The 16,160-nt window shown below is 71.2% G+C and carries 13 protein-coding genes; 5 read left to right on the plus strand and 8 right to left on the minus strand.

All coding sequences use genetic code 11. The features are described from left to right. The first annotated feature begins 61 nt into the window (after nucleotides 1-61). The gene (mltG, locus tag K8556_RS19050) at nucleotides 62-1,078 is read left to right on the plus strand and encodes an endolytic transglycosylase MltG (RefSeq protein ID WP_223741483.1); all 1,017 of its coding nucleotides are present in this window, start codon (nucleotides 62-64) and stop codon (nucleotides 1,076-1,078) included. A gap of 9 nt (nucleotides 1,079-1,087) precedes the next feature. After that, the gene (locus K8556_RS19055) at nucleotides 1,088-2,782 is read left to right on the plus strand and encodes an ATP-binding protein (protein WP_223741484.1); all 1,695 of its coding nucleotides are present in this window, start codon (nucleotides 1,088-1,090) and stop codon (nucleotides 2,780-2,782) included. A 4-nt stretch (nucleotides 2,783-2,786) separates the two neighbouring features. Here the strand turns inward: K8556_RS19055 and K8556_RS19060 are convergent, their stop codons facing one another. Beyond that, nucleotides 2,787-3,677: a hypothetical protein gene (locus K8556_RS19060; RefSeq protein WP_223741485.1), complete on the minus strand. Its 891-nt coding sequence runs from the start codon at nucleotides 3,675-3,677 to the stop codon at nucleotides 2,787-2,789. Between the two features lie 224 nt (nucleotides 3,678-3,901). Beyond that, nucleotides 3,902-6,253 carry an immune inhibitor A domain-containing protein gene (locus tag K8556_RS19065; protein WP_223741486.1) on the minus strand — a complete coding sequence of 784 codons (2,352 nt, stop codon included), beginning with the start codon at nucleotides 6,251-6,253 and terminating at the stop codon, nucleotides 3,902-3,904. Nucleotides 6,254-6,454: 201 nt separating this feature from the next. Between K8556_RS19065 and K8556_RS19070 the strand changes: the two genes are divergently transcribed. Together K8556_RS19070 and K8556_RS19075 are read left to right on the plus strand one after the other, a co-directional pair. Beyond that, entirely contained in the window at nucleotides 6,455-9,124 is a 2,670-nt protein-coding gene (locus tag K8556_RS19070) for a phosphoenolpyruvate carboxylase (RefSeq protein ID WP_223741487.1), read from the plus strand. Nucleotides 9,125-9,134: 10 nt separating this feature from the next. After that, a complete protein-coding gene (locus K8556_RS19075; RefSeq protein WP_223741488.1) occupies nucleotides 9,135-9,845 on the plus strand; it encodes a hypothetical protein in 711 nt (236 codons plus the stop codon). On the opposite strand, the gene K8556_RS19080 is transcribed toward K8556_RS19075, so the two are convergent. The 3 genes from K8556_RS19080 to K8556_RS19090 form a co-directional block, all read right to left on the minus strand. Next, the gene (locus K8556_RS19080) at nucleotides 9,839-10,192 is read right to left on the minus strand and encodes a DUF2845 domain-containing protein (protein WP_223741489.1); all 354 of its coding nucleotides are present in this window, start codon (nucleotides 10,190-10,192) and stop codon (nucleotides 9,839-9,841) included. The two genes, K8556_RS19075 and K8556_RS19080, sit on opposite strands and share 7 nt — an antisense overlap. Nucleotides 10,193-10,292: 100 nt before the next feature. Continuing rightward, nucleotides 10,293-11,570: an SGNH/GDSL hydrolase family protein gene (locus K8556_RS19085; protein ID WP_223741490.1), complete on the minus strand. Its 1,278-nt coding sequence runs from the start codon at nucleotides 11,568-11,570 to the stop codon at nucleotides 10,293-10,295. Between the two features lie 216 nt (nucleotides 11,571-11,786). Beyond that, on the minus strand, nucleotides 11,787-12,683 hold the full coding sequence (locus K8556_RS19090; protein WP_223741491.1) for a hypothetical protein: 897 nt from the start codon (nucleotides 12,681-12,683) through the stop codon (nucleotides 11,787-11,789). 127 nt (nucleotides 12,684-12,810) lie between these two features. Between K8556_RS19090 and K8556_RS19095 the strand changes: the two genes are divergently transcribed. Further along, the gene (locus K8556_RS19095; RefSeq protein ID WP_223741492.1) at nucleotides 12,811-13,167 is read left to right on the plus strand and encodes a TIGR02266 family protein; all 357 of its coding nucleotides are present in this window, start codon (nucleotides 12,811-12,813) and stop codon (nucleotides 13,165-13,167) included. Between the two features lie 60 nt (nucleotides 13,168-13,227). On the opposite strand, the gene K8556_RS19100 is transcribed toward K8556_RS19095, so the two are convergent. The 3 genes from K8556_RS19100 to K8556_RS19110 form a co-directional block, all read right to left on the minus strand. Then, complete coding sequence (locus tag K8556_RS19100) at nucleotides 13,228-13,629, minus strand: GNAT family N-acetyltransferase (protein ID WP_167594432.1); 402 nt, start codon at nucleotides 13,627-13,629, stop codon at nucleotides 13,228-13,230. Nucleotides 13,630-13,813: 184 nt separating this feature from the next. Continuing rightward, nucleotides 13,814-14,869 carry an alpha-ketoacid dehydrogenase subunit beta gene (locus K8556_RS19105; protein WP_223741493.1) on the minus strand — a complete coding sequence of 352 codons (1,056 nt, stop codon included), beginning with the start codon at nucleotides 14,867-14,869 and terminating at the stop codon, nucleotides 13,814-13,816. Nucleotides 14,870-14,871: 2 nt separating this feature from the next. Next, nucleotides 14,872-15,879, minus strand: coding sequence for a thiamine pyrophosphate-dependent dehydrogenase E1 component subunit alpha (locus tag K8556_RS19110; protein WP_223741494.1), 1,008 nt, complete (start codon nucleotides 15,877-15,879; stop codon nucleotides 14,872-14,874). Nucleotides 15,880-16,160 lie beyond the last annotated feature (281 nt).

Consider the following 16,160-nt stretch of genomic DNA (forward strand, 5'->3'; position numbering starts at 1 on the left):
CCGGCCGGGCAGGCGGTGGTTCTCGTTGGAAGCGTCAGGGCCTTTGATAGGTTGCCGCCCCATGAAGAAGATTTTGGTCGCGCTCCTCGTGCTCATCGTCCTGGCGGTCGCGGGTGCAGGCGGCGTGTTCATGCACTTCCAGAACGCCACCACCGCGCCGCACGCGGCGGCGGATCCGGCGCCCAGGGAGTTCGTGGTGAAGAAGGGCGCGTCCGCGCGCTCGCTGGGCCAGCAGCTCCAGGCCCAGGGCTTCCTGGACGACCCCAACGTCTGGCGCTTCCACCTGTGGCGCCGGGGCAGCCTCAACGTGAAGGCCGGCCGCTTCATGCTCAGCCCCACCGCCTCCGTGGCGGAGCTCGCCAACGCCCTGGAAGGCCAGCCGCTGCCGGAGGACGTGCCCTTCGCGATGATCGAAGGCTGGCGCCTGCGCGACACCGACCAGGTGCTCGCCGCCCAGGGGCTCATCAAGCCCGGGGAGTACGTCGCCGCGGCCAGCCAGCCGGGCCGCTTCGCCGCGCCGTTCCCGCTGCCCACGCGCAGCCTGGAGGGCTACCTCTACCCGGAGACGTACGGGATCATCGCGGCCAACTTCAAGGTGGAGACCTTCATCCAGCGGCAGATCGATACCTTCCGCGCGCGCTTCTACGACGAGCACAAGGACGAGATCGCCAAGAGCGGCCGGTCGCTGCACGACATCGTCGTGATGGCCTCCATGCTGGAGCGCGAGGAGCCCGTGCCCTCCCAGCGCGCGCTCGTCGCGGGCATCCTCTGGAAGCGCGTGGACAAGGGCTTCCCGCTGGGCGTGGACGCCACCAGCCGCTACGAGCTGGCGGAGTGGAACGACCGCAAGGCGTTCCTCAAGCGGCTGCGGGACAACTCGGATCCGTGGAACTCGCGCACCCGCGCGGGCCTGCCGCCGGGCCCCATTGGCGCGCCCACGGTGGACTCGCTGCTCGCCGCGCTGCGGCCGGTGAAGAGCGACTACTGGTACTACCTGCACGACGCGCAGAAGGTCCTGCACCCGTCGCGCAACGCGCAGGAGCACGAGGCGCTCCGCGCCAAGTACAACGTGTACTGAGGCGCCACCATGACGTCCCCCCTCCTGGACCCGAGCCGCGTCTCCACGCCCCCCGCCGGCGCGGAGGCCGCCTTGCGAGAGGAGGTGGCCTTCCTGCGTCAGGAGACCGAGCGGCTGCGCCGGCTGCTGGAGACCGCGGCGCAGGTCACCTGGTCGACGGACCCCGCCAGGGAGGCGCTGACGCCCGTCTCCGCCTCGTGGACGGCCTTCACCGGCCAGACGCCGGAGCAGATGCGCGACCAGGGGTGGCTCCTCGCCCTGCACCCGGATGACCGGGCCGGGGCGCTGGCGGCGTGGGAGCGGGCCAAGGCGGGGCCGTCGCTCTTCTCCACGCGCTACCGGCTGCGGCGCGCGGATGGCGCGTACGTGTGGATGCTCGTCCGGGCCACGCCCATACCGGGGCCGGATGGCGCCGTGAGCGAGTGGGGGGGCACCTGCGTCGACATCCAGGCGCAGGTCCTGGGCGAGCAGCGCTCCGCGTTCCTCGCGCGGGCCAGCGAGCTGTTCGCGTCGTCGCTGGAGGCCTCCGCCACGCTGGCGTCGCTGGCGAACCTGTCGGTGTCGGCGCTCGCGGACTGGTGCATCGTGGACGTGCTGCACCCGGACGGCCACTTCGAGCGCGCCCAGGTGGTGACGGCGGACCCCTCCCAGGCGCAGCTCGCGGCCGCCGTGCAGCGGCTGGCGCCAGTGCCCCAGGAGCCGCCCGTCTATCCTCCCGCGGTGGCGCTGGCGACGGGCCAGTCCACCCTGGTGCCGGAGGTCACGGAGGCGGTGATGCGCTCCGTGGCGCAGGACGCGGACCACCTGGAGACGATGCGCCGGGTGGGCATCCGCTCGCTGCTCACCGTGCCGCTCCTGGCCCGCGGCCACATCCTGGGCGCGCTGTCCTTCCTGGTCACCACCTCCAGCCGCCGGTATGGCGACGAGGACCTGCGCTTCGCCCAGGAGCTGGCGAACGTGGCCGCGCTCGCGGTGGACAACGCGCGGCTGCTCCAGGGCGCGCGCGAGGCCATCCGCCTGCGCGACGAGTTCCTCTCCATCGCGAGCCATGAGCTGAAGACGCCGCTCACGCCGCTGAGCCTGAAGCTCCAGGCGCTGTCGCGCGCGGTGAAGTCGCACCCGGACTCGCCGCTGGCCCCGGTCATCCAGGCCCACGTGGAGACGGGGCACCGCCAGGTCCGCCGGCTCACGGAGCTGATGAACGACCTGCTGGACGTGTCCCGCATCAGCGCCGGCACCTTCCGCCTGCAGCGCGAGGACGTGGACGTCGCGGAGGTGGTGCGCGAGGTGGCCGCGAGCTTCGCGCCCCGGTTCGCCCTGGAGCACTGCGACTTCCAGGTGGAGGCCCCGGAGTCGGTGCGCGGCAGCTTCGACCGGGCGCGGCTGGCGCAGGTGTTGGATCACCTGCTGGACAACGCCCTCAAGTACGGCGCCGGGACGCCGGTGTCCGTGCGGCTGGTGGCGGACGGGCCCGTGGCGCGGCTCACGGTGCGGGACGGGGGCATCGGCGTCCCGCCGGAGCAGCGGCCCCGCCTCTTCGAGCGCTACGGCCGCGCGGTGTCCGAGCGCCACTATGGCGGCCTGGGACTGGGGCTCTACCTCACCCGCACCATCGTGGAGGCCGAGGGCGGGTGCGTGTCCCTGGAGAGCCGCCTGGGCGAGGGCGCCGCGTTCACGGTGGAGCTGCCGCTCACGCGGTCCTGAGCCGCTACGGCGCGCTCGTGCCGGGAGGCTCGGGCGACGTCTGGAACATGCCCGCGAGGATGCGCTCGGCCGCGTCCGCGAGCAGGTCCCGGGCCATGCGCGTCTCCTCGCCGAAGATGCCGCGCGACGTGTTCGCGTCCAGCACGTGCGTGGCCAGCAGCGCGAACGCGGAGGGCTCGTCGAACGTCGCCTCCGACGACAATACGCGCTTGCCGGGCTGTTGATCCTCTTCGTGGAAGCGCCCCTCCCACGTGTCGCCCAGGGTGATGGAGAAGTACTGCGCCGCCACGTTGCCGGGCCGCGACATGTGCGACGCGGCCACCACGGCGCGCAACTGGCCGCGCTCGTCCCCGGTCATCTCGCGTTTCCACGCCTCGACCGAGGCGTGCATGGTGTCGATCTGATCCCTCGCCGCGTCCTCGGCGTTCTGCAGGAGGTCCGGCACCCGGGCGTGGATGAACGCGGAGAGCTCCGCCTGCGTCACCCGGTTCGCCGCCAGCACGCCGTCCACGAGCGCGAGCGACGCGTCGAGCAGGCGCTGCTGCCGCGCCAGCGCCTCGGCCGGAAGCCCCCGGTCCTCCAGGCTCGCGCGGGAGGCGGTGATGAGGCCGCGCAGGGTGATGAGCCGCGTGCGCGTGTCGTCATCGAGCGCGCCCTTGCTGGCGAGCAGGACGTGGAGCGCGAGCGGCACGTGGGTGACGGCCTTGTATACGTGGTAGCGGCGCGTGCGCGCGGGCGCCTCGAAGCGCTGGCCGCCCTTGCGAAGGATGAGCACGTCGTCGATCTGCGCGATGACGGGCCCCATGCGGGACAGCACGGCCTCACGGCGCGCGGCGTACGCGTCGCGGAACGCCTGGTTGAGCACGGAGATCGGATCCGCGGGCTCGAGCGCCACGCTTCGCGCGACCTCGGACGGCGGCTCGGGAGGAGGGGAAGGGGAGGCGGGACCACCCACGGGGCACTCGGCCATGGCGCGCACCGTAGCGTCCCCCGCGCGCCCGTCATCCCCGGCCTCGCGCCGGTGTCCGGATTCCTGCAACCCGGAAGCGAAAGGCCGGCCCCGCGGCGAAGCGGAGGCCGGCCTTCCTTCACGGCTCAGCGGTGACGGCGGTCAGGTGCTCAGTCGACCGGACGCACCTGGACCTGCATCACGGTGTCGCTCTTGTTCACCGACAGCACCTCGATGATGGTGCCCGTCTTCGGGACCTTCACGCCGGCGTACGGCTGCGTGGCGTACCAGAAGGTGTTGGTGTCGTTGAACACCGGCACCGCGGGCTGCGAGGGGTACTCGCTGCGCGGGAAGCCGTTGGGCTTGAGCGACAGCGGGAAGCTGGGGTCCAGGCCGAACGTCGCGTCGTGCGTCTGCACGCGGCCGGACCAGTAGCGGCCGTCGCTGCGCTGCAGGGGCTGCGGGCGCGAGTCGATGGGCAGGATGCGGCCCTCGCCCGGGTGCTGCGACACGTTGTTGTTCGACTGGGAGGTGTCCCAGTAGGTGACGAGCAGGCCGGGGTTGTACGAGTATCGCTCCGCCCAGTCATACAGACCGTCCGCGCTGAAGCCGAAGTTGTACGGGCCCGTGGCCAGCCCCTCGTCGTAGCCGCGGAACTGGCGCCACTCGGCGATGTAGTAGTTGTCGTAGAGGGTGTGGGTGCCGTCCGTCACGAAGAACGTCGACTTGTCCCACCACTTGTGGCCCCACTCACCGTCGTCGCCAAAGACGTAGGTGTTCTTCGCCCACAACTGCACGGCGTCCACCAGGAAGCCGGCCTGGAAGTAGGCCGCGTCCGTCTTGTAGCGGATGCGCAGCGTGACCTTCTTGCCCGCGTAGGAGGACAGGTCGAACGACAGCGGCACCCAGCCCGTGGACGTGCCGGTGATGCCGTTGCCCAGGTTGTTGCCGTACGGGTTGCTGGTGCGGCTCACCGGGCTGGGCAGGTTGACGAACGAGCCCCCCTCCTCGGCGATGGAGACGTAGGCGTAGTCCCAGTCCTCCTCGATGTCGAACCACGTCTGGAAGGAGAAGGTGATGGGCGTCTTGCTCGGCAGCTTCACCGTCTTCTCCAGCACGCGGTCCAGGTTGTTGCCCTGGCCGCCCTGCCACATGCCCTGGCCCTCGAAGGGGGCGGTGGTGGGCTGCAGCACGGGCTTGCCGGGCAGCTTCACCACGAGCGCCTGCTTCGCGTTCTGCGAGGTGAACTCCGCGGGGCCCAGCCGGTGGTACGAGTACAGGCCCGCGTCCGTGGTGGCGTAGTCCAGCCAGCCCAACTGCAGCTTGTCCCAGGCGAAGAAGTCACCCGGACGGCTGCCGATGTCCGTGGTGCCGTCGTTCAGGTACGAGCCGGAGGACATGATGGTCCAGAAGCCCGTCCCGTTGTCCGCCGCGTTCGTCGTGTCGTAGTGGTCCGGCAGGCCCAGGTCGTGGCCGTACTCGTGCGCGAACACGCCCAGTCCGCCGTTCTCCGGCTGGATGGTGTAGTCGCCCACCCACTTGTCCACGCCCGTCCCGAAGCGCGCGCCGCCGTTCTGGTTGTACGCGGGACCCGCGCCATCCGGGCCCAGGCCCGTGCTGTACGCGTACCAGCGGTGGCTCCACACCGCGTTCGGACCCTGCGCGCCGCCGCCGACCTCCTCACCCATGCCGGCGTGGACGATCTGGAAGTGGTCGATGTAGCCGTCCGGCTCGTCGAAGTTGCCGTCGCCGTCGTAGTCGTACCGGTCCCACGTGTCGAACGTGTCCAGGTACGCCTTGATCTCCGCGGGCGTCTTGCCGGCGGCCTGCTGCGCGTGGGTCCACGCCTTGATGGCGTCGCTGATGAGCGGCCACACGGAGTTGGAGCAACTGGAGCTGCCGCACAGGTTGTTGCCGTAGCGCGCGGCGTTGTAGGGCACCTTCACCCACTCGGACACCGCGCCGGACACGGCGTAGCGGCCGGAGGACGCGGCCTTGTAGAAGTTCGCCACCGAGTCCGCGCCCGGAGTGGTGTCGAAGTAGAGCTTCTCGAAGTGCTCGCGGTTGTAGTCCGGCTGCCAGATGGTGGTGTTGTCCACCGAGCGGTCCGGGGCCGGAATCTCGTTGTGCAGCGGGCCGGGGATGTCGCCGCCCGGGTTGGTGGTCGGGTTGCCGAACACCGGGTGGATCTGCGTGCCGTACTCCACCAGGATGACGAAGATGCGGTCCGTGCGCTGCAGCTCCAGCTCCACGAACTTGCCGTTGGCCAGCTTCTGCACGCGGCCGGGCTGACCGCGACCCTCCAGGCGCTGCTGCAGCGCCTGCGCCTTCAGCTCCTTCTGCTGCTCCCCCAGACGGTGGGGCAGGTCATCCGTGATGTCCTGGACCACGGACTTGCGCAGCGACGCCGACGGCGGGGCGATGTCCGGTTGCGGCTTCTCGTACCACGCGCGCTCCGCGTACGCGGACGGCGCCGCGAGCGCGAGCAGGCCCACGGCCAGCCAAGACGGGTTTTTCCGCATTGCCACTCCTTAGGGTCAGGTCAGACATCCCGGCGGGGTCCGGGATTGCCCACTTTTTAGTGGAAGGCTCGTCCCCTTGGGAAGACCGGGTAGTTGAATTTTTACTGCAAGGACGGAGTGAGTCATCCGTCCGCTGGCGGTCGGAAATCCGAGAATGGGTAGGGGCGGTGGGGGGCCAAAGGACTACGGTTCCGGTCCGTGATGGCGCGTACACGTCCCGTGGATCCCCCGCTGCGGCGGGATGTCCGGCTCTTGGGCCGGCTGTTGGGTGAGGTGTTGGTGGAACAGGAGGGGCAGGCCCTGTTCGACAAGGAGGAGGAGGTCCGCCACCTGGCCATCCAGCGCCGGCGGGGGCCGGTGGCCGGACGACGCGCCGCGGCGGCGGAGCTGGCGGCGGTGTTGCGGCGGCTGCCTTCTGAGCAGGTGGAGCCGGTGCTGCGCGCCTTCTCCGTCTACTTCCAGTTGGTGAACCTGGCCGAGCAGCACCACCGCATCCGCCGCGCGCGGGCCCACGCGAGCCCCACCTCCGCCCGGCCCCAGAAGGGGTCGCTGGAGGCGACGCTGCTGACGCTGAAGGCCGCGGGCGTCAGCGCCGACAAGGTGCGTGAGACGCTGGGGACGCTGAAGGTGACGCTGACGTTCACCGCGCACCCGACCCAGGCGGTGCGCCGCACGCTGCTGGAGAAGCTCTACCGGCTGGCGCAGTTGTTGGAGGAGCGCGACCGCTGCGCGCTCACCCCGCGCGAGTCCGCCGCGAACCTCACGGCCATGCGCGAGGAGATCACCGCGCTGTGGCAGACGGACGAGCTGCGCCGCGAGCGCCCCACGGTGGGCGACGAGGTGAAGAACGTCCACTGGTACGTGGAGGAGATGCTGTCGGAGCCGGTGGCCCGGCTGCCGGAGGCGCTGGACTGGGCCTTCGAGCGCGCCTACGGCGAGCCCCTGGGCGCGCTGGACACGCCCGTGCGCGTGCATTCCTGGGTGGGCGGCGACATGGACGGCAACCCGCTGGTGACCCCGGAGGTGTTCGCGGACACGCTGCGCGCGCACCGCGCCCGGGGGCTGCGGCTGCTGTTGCGCGACGTGGAGCGGCTGGGCGGGATGCTGTCGCAGTCGGAGCGGCACGCGCGCCCCACGCAGGAGCTGGAGCGCTCGCTGGACGAGGACGCGAAGGCGCTGCCGGAGGTGGCCAGGCAGCAGGGGCCGCGCACGCTGGGCGAGCCGTGGCGCCGCAAGCTGCGCTTCATGGAGGAGCGGCTGACGCTGGCGCTGGAGCACGTGCTGGCGCGGCGCGAGGGGAGGGAGTCCACGCTGCCGGCCGGGGCGTACCGTTCACCGGAGGCGCTGGGGGATGACCTGGCGGTGCTGGAGCGGTCGCTCTTCGCGGCGAGAGCGGAGCACGCGGGCCTGCGCGAGGTGCGCCGCATGTCCGAGCGCGTCCGCGCGCTGGGCCTGGGCCTGGGCGAGCTGGAGGTGCGGGCCCCCGCGGAGGACGCGGTGAGCGCGGCGGCGTCCTTCCACGGCGGACCGGCCCCGACCGAAGGCGGCAAGCGGCTCCTGGAGGTGCTGGCGAAGCTGCGCGAGGGCCAGGACGAGGGCGGCGAGTCCGTCTGCCGCACGCTCATCCTCTCCATGGCCTCCACCGCGGCCGACGTGCTGGCGGCCTTCCAGTGCCTGAAGCACGCGGGGCTCTGGGACCCGGCGCGGCAGTGCGCCACCGTGGACGTGGCGCCCCTCTTCGAGCAGTTGGGCGCGCTGGACGGCGGCCCGGACGTGCTGCGCCAGCTCTTCGCGCACCCGGAGTACCGCCAGCACCTGAAGGGCCGTGGGGTGCAGGAGGTGATGGTGGGCTACAGCGACTCCGGCAAGGAGGTGGGCCTGCTCGCCGCGAGCGCCGCGCTGTACCGCGCCCAGGTGGCGCTCACCCAGGTGGCGGATGAGCACGACGTGCCCCTGCGCCTGTTCCATGGCCGAGGGGAGACGGTGGCGCGCGGCGGCGGCCCCGCCCAGACGGCCATCCTCGCGCTGCCGCCGGGCACGGTGGCCGGCGCCTACAAGGCCACCGAACAGGGCGAGGCGATGGACCACAAGTACGCGCGCCCGGAGCTCACCCAGCGCACGCTGGAGCTGGTGGTGGGCGGCGTGCTGCTGCACACGCTGGACGCGCAGCCGCGCCCGTCGCCGGAGGACGAGTCCGCCTTCCGCGCCGCCTTCGACGCGCTGGCGGAGTCCGGCCGCAAGGCGTACCGCGCGCTCGTCTGGGAGGACCCGCGCTTCGTGGAGTTCTTCATGAAGGGCACGCCGGTGGATGAAATCTCCGCGCTGCCCATCGGCTCGCGCCCCAGCAAGCGCAAGGCGGGCGGGCTGGACACGCTGCGCGCCATCCCCTGGAGCTTCGCGTGGACGCAGACGCGCGCCATCCTCCCGGCCTGGTACGGCGTGGGCAGCGCGCTGGAGGAGTCCGCGGCCACGCCGGAGGGCGCGGCGCTCCTGCAGCGCATGTACAAGGAGTGGCCCTTCTTCCGCGCGGTCATCGACAACGTGACCATGGTGCTGGCCAAGACGGACATGGCCATCGCGGCGCGGTACGCGAAGCTGGCCCCCGCGGCCACGCGGCCCCTGTGGCTGCGCATCCAGCAGGAGCACTCGCGCACGCGCCGCGCGGTGAAGTCGCTCACGGGCGAGGCGAAGCTTCTGGACAACAACCCGCAGCTCCAGCGGAGCATCGCGCTGCGCAACCCCTACGTGGACCCCATGTCCTTCCTCCAGGTGGAGCTGCTCAAGCGCAAGCGGGACGGGGACGCGGAGTGCGACCGGCCGCTCCTCCTGGCGCTCAACGGCATCGCTGCGGGCATGCGGAACACCGGTTAGAGAAGAGACCATGGCCCAGGAGACGTTCGTCGTGGAGGAGATCAACCCCAAGCACGGCTTCGCGCGCGTGCGCCCGGAAGAGGGCACGGGGTTGCTGCACACCGCCCTCTATCCGGATCCGGAGTTCACCCAGGCGCCGCCCTTCCAGCTCCGCAAGGGGGACCGGGTGACGGGCCTTCGCCGGGGCCAGACGGTGTCGGAGGTGGCCTGGCTCACGCGCGTGGAGCCGCCCTGGGAGGAGGTGGAGCGCGTGGCGGAGCTGCTCGCGCTCCTGGAGCGCTGGGAGATCCGCGTCCCCCACGAGGCCCGCGTCCTGGCCGAGCACGCCTGGCGCGACAGCAGGGACAACCCGCTGCGCGACGAGCTCCAGGCGCAGTTGCCCACCTTCTTCGACCTGGAGGGCGCCCACCCCTTCGAGGACCCCACGCTGCTGGAGCGCCTGTCCGCCGCCATGCAGCCGTACCTGCCGGGGTTCGCCCTCCAGCCGGTGCAGGGCCAGCCCGCGGTGCGCGTGGAGCCCGGCGCCGTGGAGGTCCAGGCGGGCGTGGGGAGCTGGGAGGTGCCCCAGCCCACCTTCGCCCCGATGATCGCGGAGGTGAACGCGAGGCTCGCCGCCGCCGGAGCCCCCGTGCGCTGGGTGCCCACGCGCGAGGACTGGATGCTCGCGCCGCCCGCGCTGGCCGCGCTCCTCCAGAAGCACGGCCTGCTGGGGCCTCAGTAGCCGTAGGAGCCGCTGCGCACGTCCACCAGCCGGCCGTCGCGGAAGATGGCCACCTGCATCAGCCGGTGGGGCCCGAAGTTGTAGGTCCACTCCTCCACGGTCGTGGAGGTCGTGACCTCCGTGGAGGCCTCGCCGTAGCGCGTCCGGTCCCGCGTCCCTTCCTTGACCTTCTGGGTCACGTACTCCGTCCTGCTCTGCTTCGTCACCGGCTCGCCGCACTTGGCCAGCGCGTCCGTCTGCGAGGCCCCCTCCGACACGAGCTTGTTGTCGCAGCGCAGCGCGGACGCGTGGACGAGCGAGGGCAGGGCGAGGCAGGCGACGACGAGGGCGGCGGGAAGGGTGCGCATGGGGAACGCTCCGGGGAGTGGAAAGGGGCAGGGAACACGGCCAGGACGCGGCGGACCCGAAACTATTCAACCCTCCGTGCGCTTTCCCGCCGGGCAGCCGCTACAGGCCGCCCTTCGCCTTGAGGGTGCGCGCCACCTCGTCCGCCATCACGCGGTGGCCCTCCACGGACGGGTGGATGCCGTCCACCTCCAGCCCGTCGATGAAGAGGTCCACGTTGCCCGGCTGGCGCGTCACGGCCTCCAGGTCGATGAGCTGCGCGCGCGTCAGGGAGCGCAGCCACGCGTTGAACTCGTGGCGCTGGGCCTTCATCAGCTCGAAGTCCCCGCCGTCCGCGCCCATCTTCTCCTTGGGCAGCAGCGTGCTCACCCACAGCCGGCACATGGGCTGGAGCTGATCCAGCAACTGCGTCATGCGCTGCTGCAGCTTCGGCACCGTCATGCCCTCCGCGGCCAGGTCGTTGACGCCCAAGAGGACGATGCAGTCGGTGACGCCCTGCAGGGAGAGCACCTCCTGCGGCAGTTGGAGGTTCGCGTCCCAGAAGCCCTGCCCGGACGCGCCCGAGTTCACCACCGGCACCCCGAGCTGCTTCTCCACCCGGGACGGCCACGCGTTGCGCGTGTCGTTGAACGTGCCCGTGTAGCCCTCCGTGATGCTGTCTCCAATGGCGACGAAGGCCCGGCCCGGTGCGCCCTCCACGTCCACCGTCGCCACGCCCGTGGCGTACTCCCAGGCCTGGCCGCCCAGCGCGCCCTGCGTCGTCGCGTAGGCGCCGGCCTTCATCCAACTGTCCGGGAACGCCTGGATGCGGCTCTTGCCCAGCGCGCCCTTCACCTCGAAGGAGATGGCCAGCTCGTCGCGGAAGCCCACCGGGAAGGAGACCGGATCCGACGTCACCAGCGTGCGCGTGCCCGTGGTGAAGCCCGGCTGGCCGCCGAAGGTGAGCGCCACCGGAGCGGAGTCCAGCGCGCCGTTGTTGCCCGCCTTCGCCACCGTGGCCCGCTGCAGCGTCAGGCCGCCGTCGCCGGAGCGGAAGGTGACGCGCACGCGGCTGCCCGCGCGCCCCAGGGGGACCTTGAGCCGGTACGTGGTGAAGGTCCCCACGGAGACGGATTCGCGCAGCGACTGGTGGAAGGCGGGCTGGAACTTCGTGGGCAGGGGCGCCACGGGCGGCGTGGCCTGCACCTGGTGCCCGTCATGCAGCGTCAGCGTGGGGGCGGCCTCCACCGACCCCTCGGCGGCGGGCGCGGTCACCTCCGCGTCCGTGCGGCCCTGCCCGGAGGGCTCCTCGGGCGAGCGGCCGTCATCCATGCCTCCACACCCCACCAGCACGCCCAGGGCTCCGAAGCACCCCCAGCGCAGCGCCTTCCTCAGACCCATGCCCACGACCTCCCGGCGCAAGACAATGTGCACGATGTGCCCGCGTGGCGACCCGGGGATTCATGGCGCGCGCCAATCCCAGCGGGCCATGAACATCCCCTGCCAGGGAGCGGACGGCGCAGCACTTCCCCCACGCGGTGGCGGGCCGGGCCCCTGGAGGACCCGCGCGCTCGCCACCCGGGGCCGGGGCGCTGCCTTCCGTGGGCAATCCGTTGCCTACGGGACGCAGGCCCCCACGTCGCCGTCGTTGTTGTTGATGGGCCGGCAGGTCGCGCCGTTCGCGCACCCCGGTGAGCCCGAGGGCAGGCGGCACAGCGTCCGGCACGCGCCGCCGCCGCCGCCGGTCATCACGCAGGTGCTGCCCCGTGAACACTGGTTGCTGAACTCGCACGCCGCGCCTTCCGTCCGCGACCCCTGGCCCGCGCACACCGAGCCGGTGGCGGCCGGGTAGCAGGCCAGCGGGCTCTCGCAGTCCTGCGCGAAGGCATCGCACCGCGCGGACGCGGGGCCGCACACCAGCGGCAGCTCGCGCGTGCCGGACAGCCGCAGCACGGTGTTGCACTCGCCCGTGCCGCAGTCGGAGGTCGCGTGGCACAGCTCGCGGCAGAAGAAGCCGACGCCGCCGTCGCCCTGCGACTCGTCCTTGCAGTACAGGCCCGCCGCGCACGTGTCGTACGTCTGGCCCGGAGGCGACTCGGCCAGCGTGCACGGCGCGCCCTCCGTGGCGGTGCCCGCCGCGACGCACTGGCGCTCGGTGGTGCCGGCGTCGGAGCCCACGTACGTGCACCGCTGTCCGGACGGACAGTCCTGGCGGACCACGTCGCACGCGGCCGCGAAGCACTGGCTGCCCGTGCCGCCGTCCGCCAGGTCCGTGTACAGACAGCTCTGTCCCGCGGCGCAGCCCTCCTGCTTCGTCACGTTGCACGCGAAGTCGGAGCTTCCACCGCCGCCGCCATCACCCGCGTCGACAGTCCCGGAATCTCCGGCGTCGGTCCCGGAATCCAGGGTGGTCCCGCCATCCGTTGGCGGGCGGACAGTCCCGCCGTCATCGCAGCCCGCCACCCACAGCCCCAGCATCAGGGCGCCACCCAACAACACGAGACGTGCACTCATCCGGAAACTCCTGGCGTCGAAGTAGCCTGGGACTTACACGAGCCATTCCGTTGTCCGGGGGCCCTTGAACCGGGCCTGGAAACCAGCCGACACTTCCGGTTTGAGAACCGAGGGGGTCAGGGTGCGCATGAACACGAAGTTGGATGGGCCGGTGGAGCCAGACCCGTACATGAACCGCCGCGCCGAGGAGCGCGTGGCGGCGCGGTTCGAAGTGCGTTTCGAGCAGATGGAGGACGCGGCGCGCGCGCTGCGGGCCTACTCGCTGAACCTGTCCGCGGGCGGGCTGTGCCTGCGCACGCGCAAGTCCTACGACGTGGGCGCGCAGGTGCGGCTGGCCATGGTCATCGACGGGGAGGAGTTCCACCTCACCGGCGTCGTGGCCTGGGTGCGCGACGAGGCGGAGGCCATCGGCGTGCGCTTCATCGACGTGAGCGAGGAGGACCACGAGCGCCTGCGCCGCGTGGTCGCGAGCTTCAAGCGCTGAAGCCGCATCCGCCGCGGGAGGTGCCCGGCCAGGACGCCGGGCCCTCGCGGCACCCTGCCGCTACTTCTGGGGCTCGTACTCCGAGTGGCGGAACACCCCGGAGTCACCCTCCACGTAGCCGCACGCCCGGTAGAAGGCGCGCGTCTCCTCGGTGACGTTGATGGGGGCGATGAGCTGCAACTGCTTCACGCTCAGCACCTTGCCCCGCTGCGCCACCTGCGCGAGCAGCGCGCGGCCCACGCCCCGGCGGCGCCAGCCCTCGGACACCACCAGCTCGTCCACGGTGGCCACGCGCCCGCGCAGCCGAAGCTGCGGCCGGTGGGAGAAGGACACCATGCCCACCGCGCGGTCCTGCGGGTCTCCCGCGACGAAGATCTCAATCTCCGGATGGCTGATGACCCAGTGCACCGTCTGCTGATCGGTGCCCTGGGGGTAGCCCAGCTCACGCAGCAGCTGGGCCATGACCTCGGCGTCACCGCGACGCGCGCGGCGGATCCGGAAGGCGTTGGCGTCTGGGGCGGGGGTCATGGTGCGGACGATGGGCTGGGACACGGAAGTTGGGATTCTAACGACTGGGCCGCCGGCCTCCAAAGAGGAACGGCGGCCCGGATGTCTTTCTGCGGTGGGGGCGGAACCGGCGCCGGCCCTACGGCTGCTCGCGGCAGAGCGAGCGCAGGGCGGTGGTGATGTCGTTCTGCTGCGGCACGGACGCCATCTCCAGCGCGTCCGCCAGGCCGATGCCCGGGACGAACTTGCCGGCGACCAGCCGGGGCGGCGCGAGCAGCGAGTAGAACAGCTCCTCCACGGTGCGCCGGACCAGGTGCTCGCCGAAGTTGGTGACCTCGGTGTCCTCGTTGACGAAGAGCACGCGGCCCGTCTTCTGGACGGAGGCCTTGATCATCTCCCAGTCGTACGGCCAGAGCGAGCGCAGGTCGATGACCTCCACGCTCAGGCCTTCCTCCGCCAACTGCGCGGCGGCCTTGATGCACAGGGGCATGGTGCGGCCGTAGCTGATGACCGTGGCCTGGGTGCCCTCGCGCACGAGCTTGCCCTTGCCAATGGGGATGGCGAACGCCTCCACCAGCGGCCATTGGGGCTTCCACTGCGAGCGGTCACCCAGGGGCGCGTCGATCATCTTCGACAGCGCGCGGTCGTCGTCGGGCTCGCCCGGGATGCGCTCCTCGCCCTTCACGCGCAACAGCGCCTTGGGCTCCAGGAACATGACGGGGTTGGGGTCCTGGCACGCGGAGATGAGCAGGCCGTACGCGTCCAGCGGCGTGGAGGGCATGACGACCTTCCAGCCGGGGATGTGCGTCATCGTCGCGTCGAAGGAATGCGAGTGGTACAGCGACCCGCGGATGCCGCTGCCCACGGGCGTGCGCACCACCATGGGCACCGCCCAGTCCCCGTTGGTGGCCCAGTGCGTGTTGCCCGCCAGCTTGAGCAGGTCGATGGTGTTGTAGATGTAGTCGCAGAACTGGATCTCCGCGACGGGGCGGTGGCCCGCCATCGCCAGGCCCATGGCCGTGCCGATGATGCCGCGCTCGTCCAGGGGGCTGTTCCACGCCGTCTTCAGGCCCTGCGTGCAGGTGAAGACGCCGCCCAGCGGGGCGCCCACGTCCTCGCCGAAGATGTCGGTGACGCCCAGGTTCTCTTCCGCGTAGTGCAGGGCCATCCGGATGGCCTGTGCCATGTTCGCCATGGTTACTTCTTCTCCGCGTAGATGTGGTCCCAGATGGAGTCGCCAGAGGGCTGCGGCTCGTCGCGCACGGTGCGCGCCGCGGCGGCCAGCTCCTCCGTGTAGCGGTTGCGCGCCTCGTCCATCTGCTTGCGGTCGAGGACGCCCTCCTGCTCCAGCCGCGCCTCGAACAGGCGCAGGCAGTCCTGCTCCTCGTTCACGAAGTTGGCGCCGGACGCGGACGAGTGCCCGTACAGGCGCGACACGCGCGCCTCGATGAAGTACGGCTTGCGCTCCTTGCGCACGTAGTCCATCGCGGCCTGGAGCTCCTGGTAGGACTCCACCGGATCATTGCCGTTGATGACCTTCGCCGGGATGTTGAAGGCGCGCGCGCGGTCCGCGATGTTCGTCTCGCCGTGCTGGCCGTCCGAGGTGGTGCTGATGCCCCACTTGTTGTTGGTGACGATGATCAGGATGGGCAGCGGGTTCGCCGGGCGGCTGCTCCAGATGAGGCAACTGGCGAAATCGCCCTCGGCCGTCCCCGCGTCGCCGCCGGTGACGATGCTGATGCCGTCGCCGCCGTGGCGCTTCTGGGCCATGGCCGTGCCCGGCGCGATGGCGTACTGCACCTCGATGGGGGAGGTGACGGGCGCGATGTTCTTCGAGCGCCGGCTGAAGTGGCCCGCGAAGTTGCGGCCGCCGGAGTAGGGGTCCGTGGCCGTGTTCTTCATCTGCCGCAGCGCCCCGATGGGCTCCTCGCCCATGGCGAGCAGCGTCGCGGACTGGCGGTAGTGCGCGTGCAGGTAGTCGTAGGCCGGGCCCTCGCCGACCTTCATCAGCATGCCCAGGGGGACGTTGAACGCCTCCTCACCGGGGCCGCCGATCCAGAAGTAGCCGTGGCCCTGCTTGTACATCTGGATCAGGCGCTCCTCCAGGACGCGCGCCTTCACCATCAGGTCATGGATGCGGATGAGCTGCTCTCGGGGCAGGGAGAGCGGCGCGGAGTTTTCTTTGATCAACCGGGGCCGTGACACGGGCGGAGGACCTCGAAGGGAAAGAAAGGGACGCCCCTATACTCCGAACGCGGCCTCCCGGCTCAAGGACCTGTTGGCCGCCGTGTTCGCCAGCACCTTTCCGCCCCCGGGGTGGCGCGACGCGGCAATGAGCGGAACTCATCCATGCCCCGTGACGTGCTGTTCCAGGAGCGCTCCCGGTCCGGGTTGATCGCACGGCCGCTGAGGGGCCGGCGGAGGGAGCACCCGCGAGGAATTGCCCGACAGGTGGACTCCTCGCGTCAATCAGGAAGTGCGATACA

This window comes from Corallococcus sp. AS-1-12 (assembly GCF_020036995.1).
GTDB lineage: Bacteria > Myxococcota > Myxococcia > Myxococcales > Myxococcaceae > Corallococcus.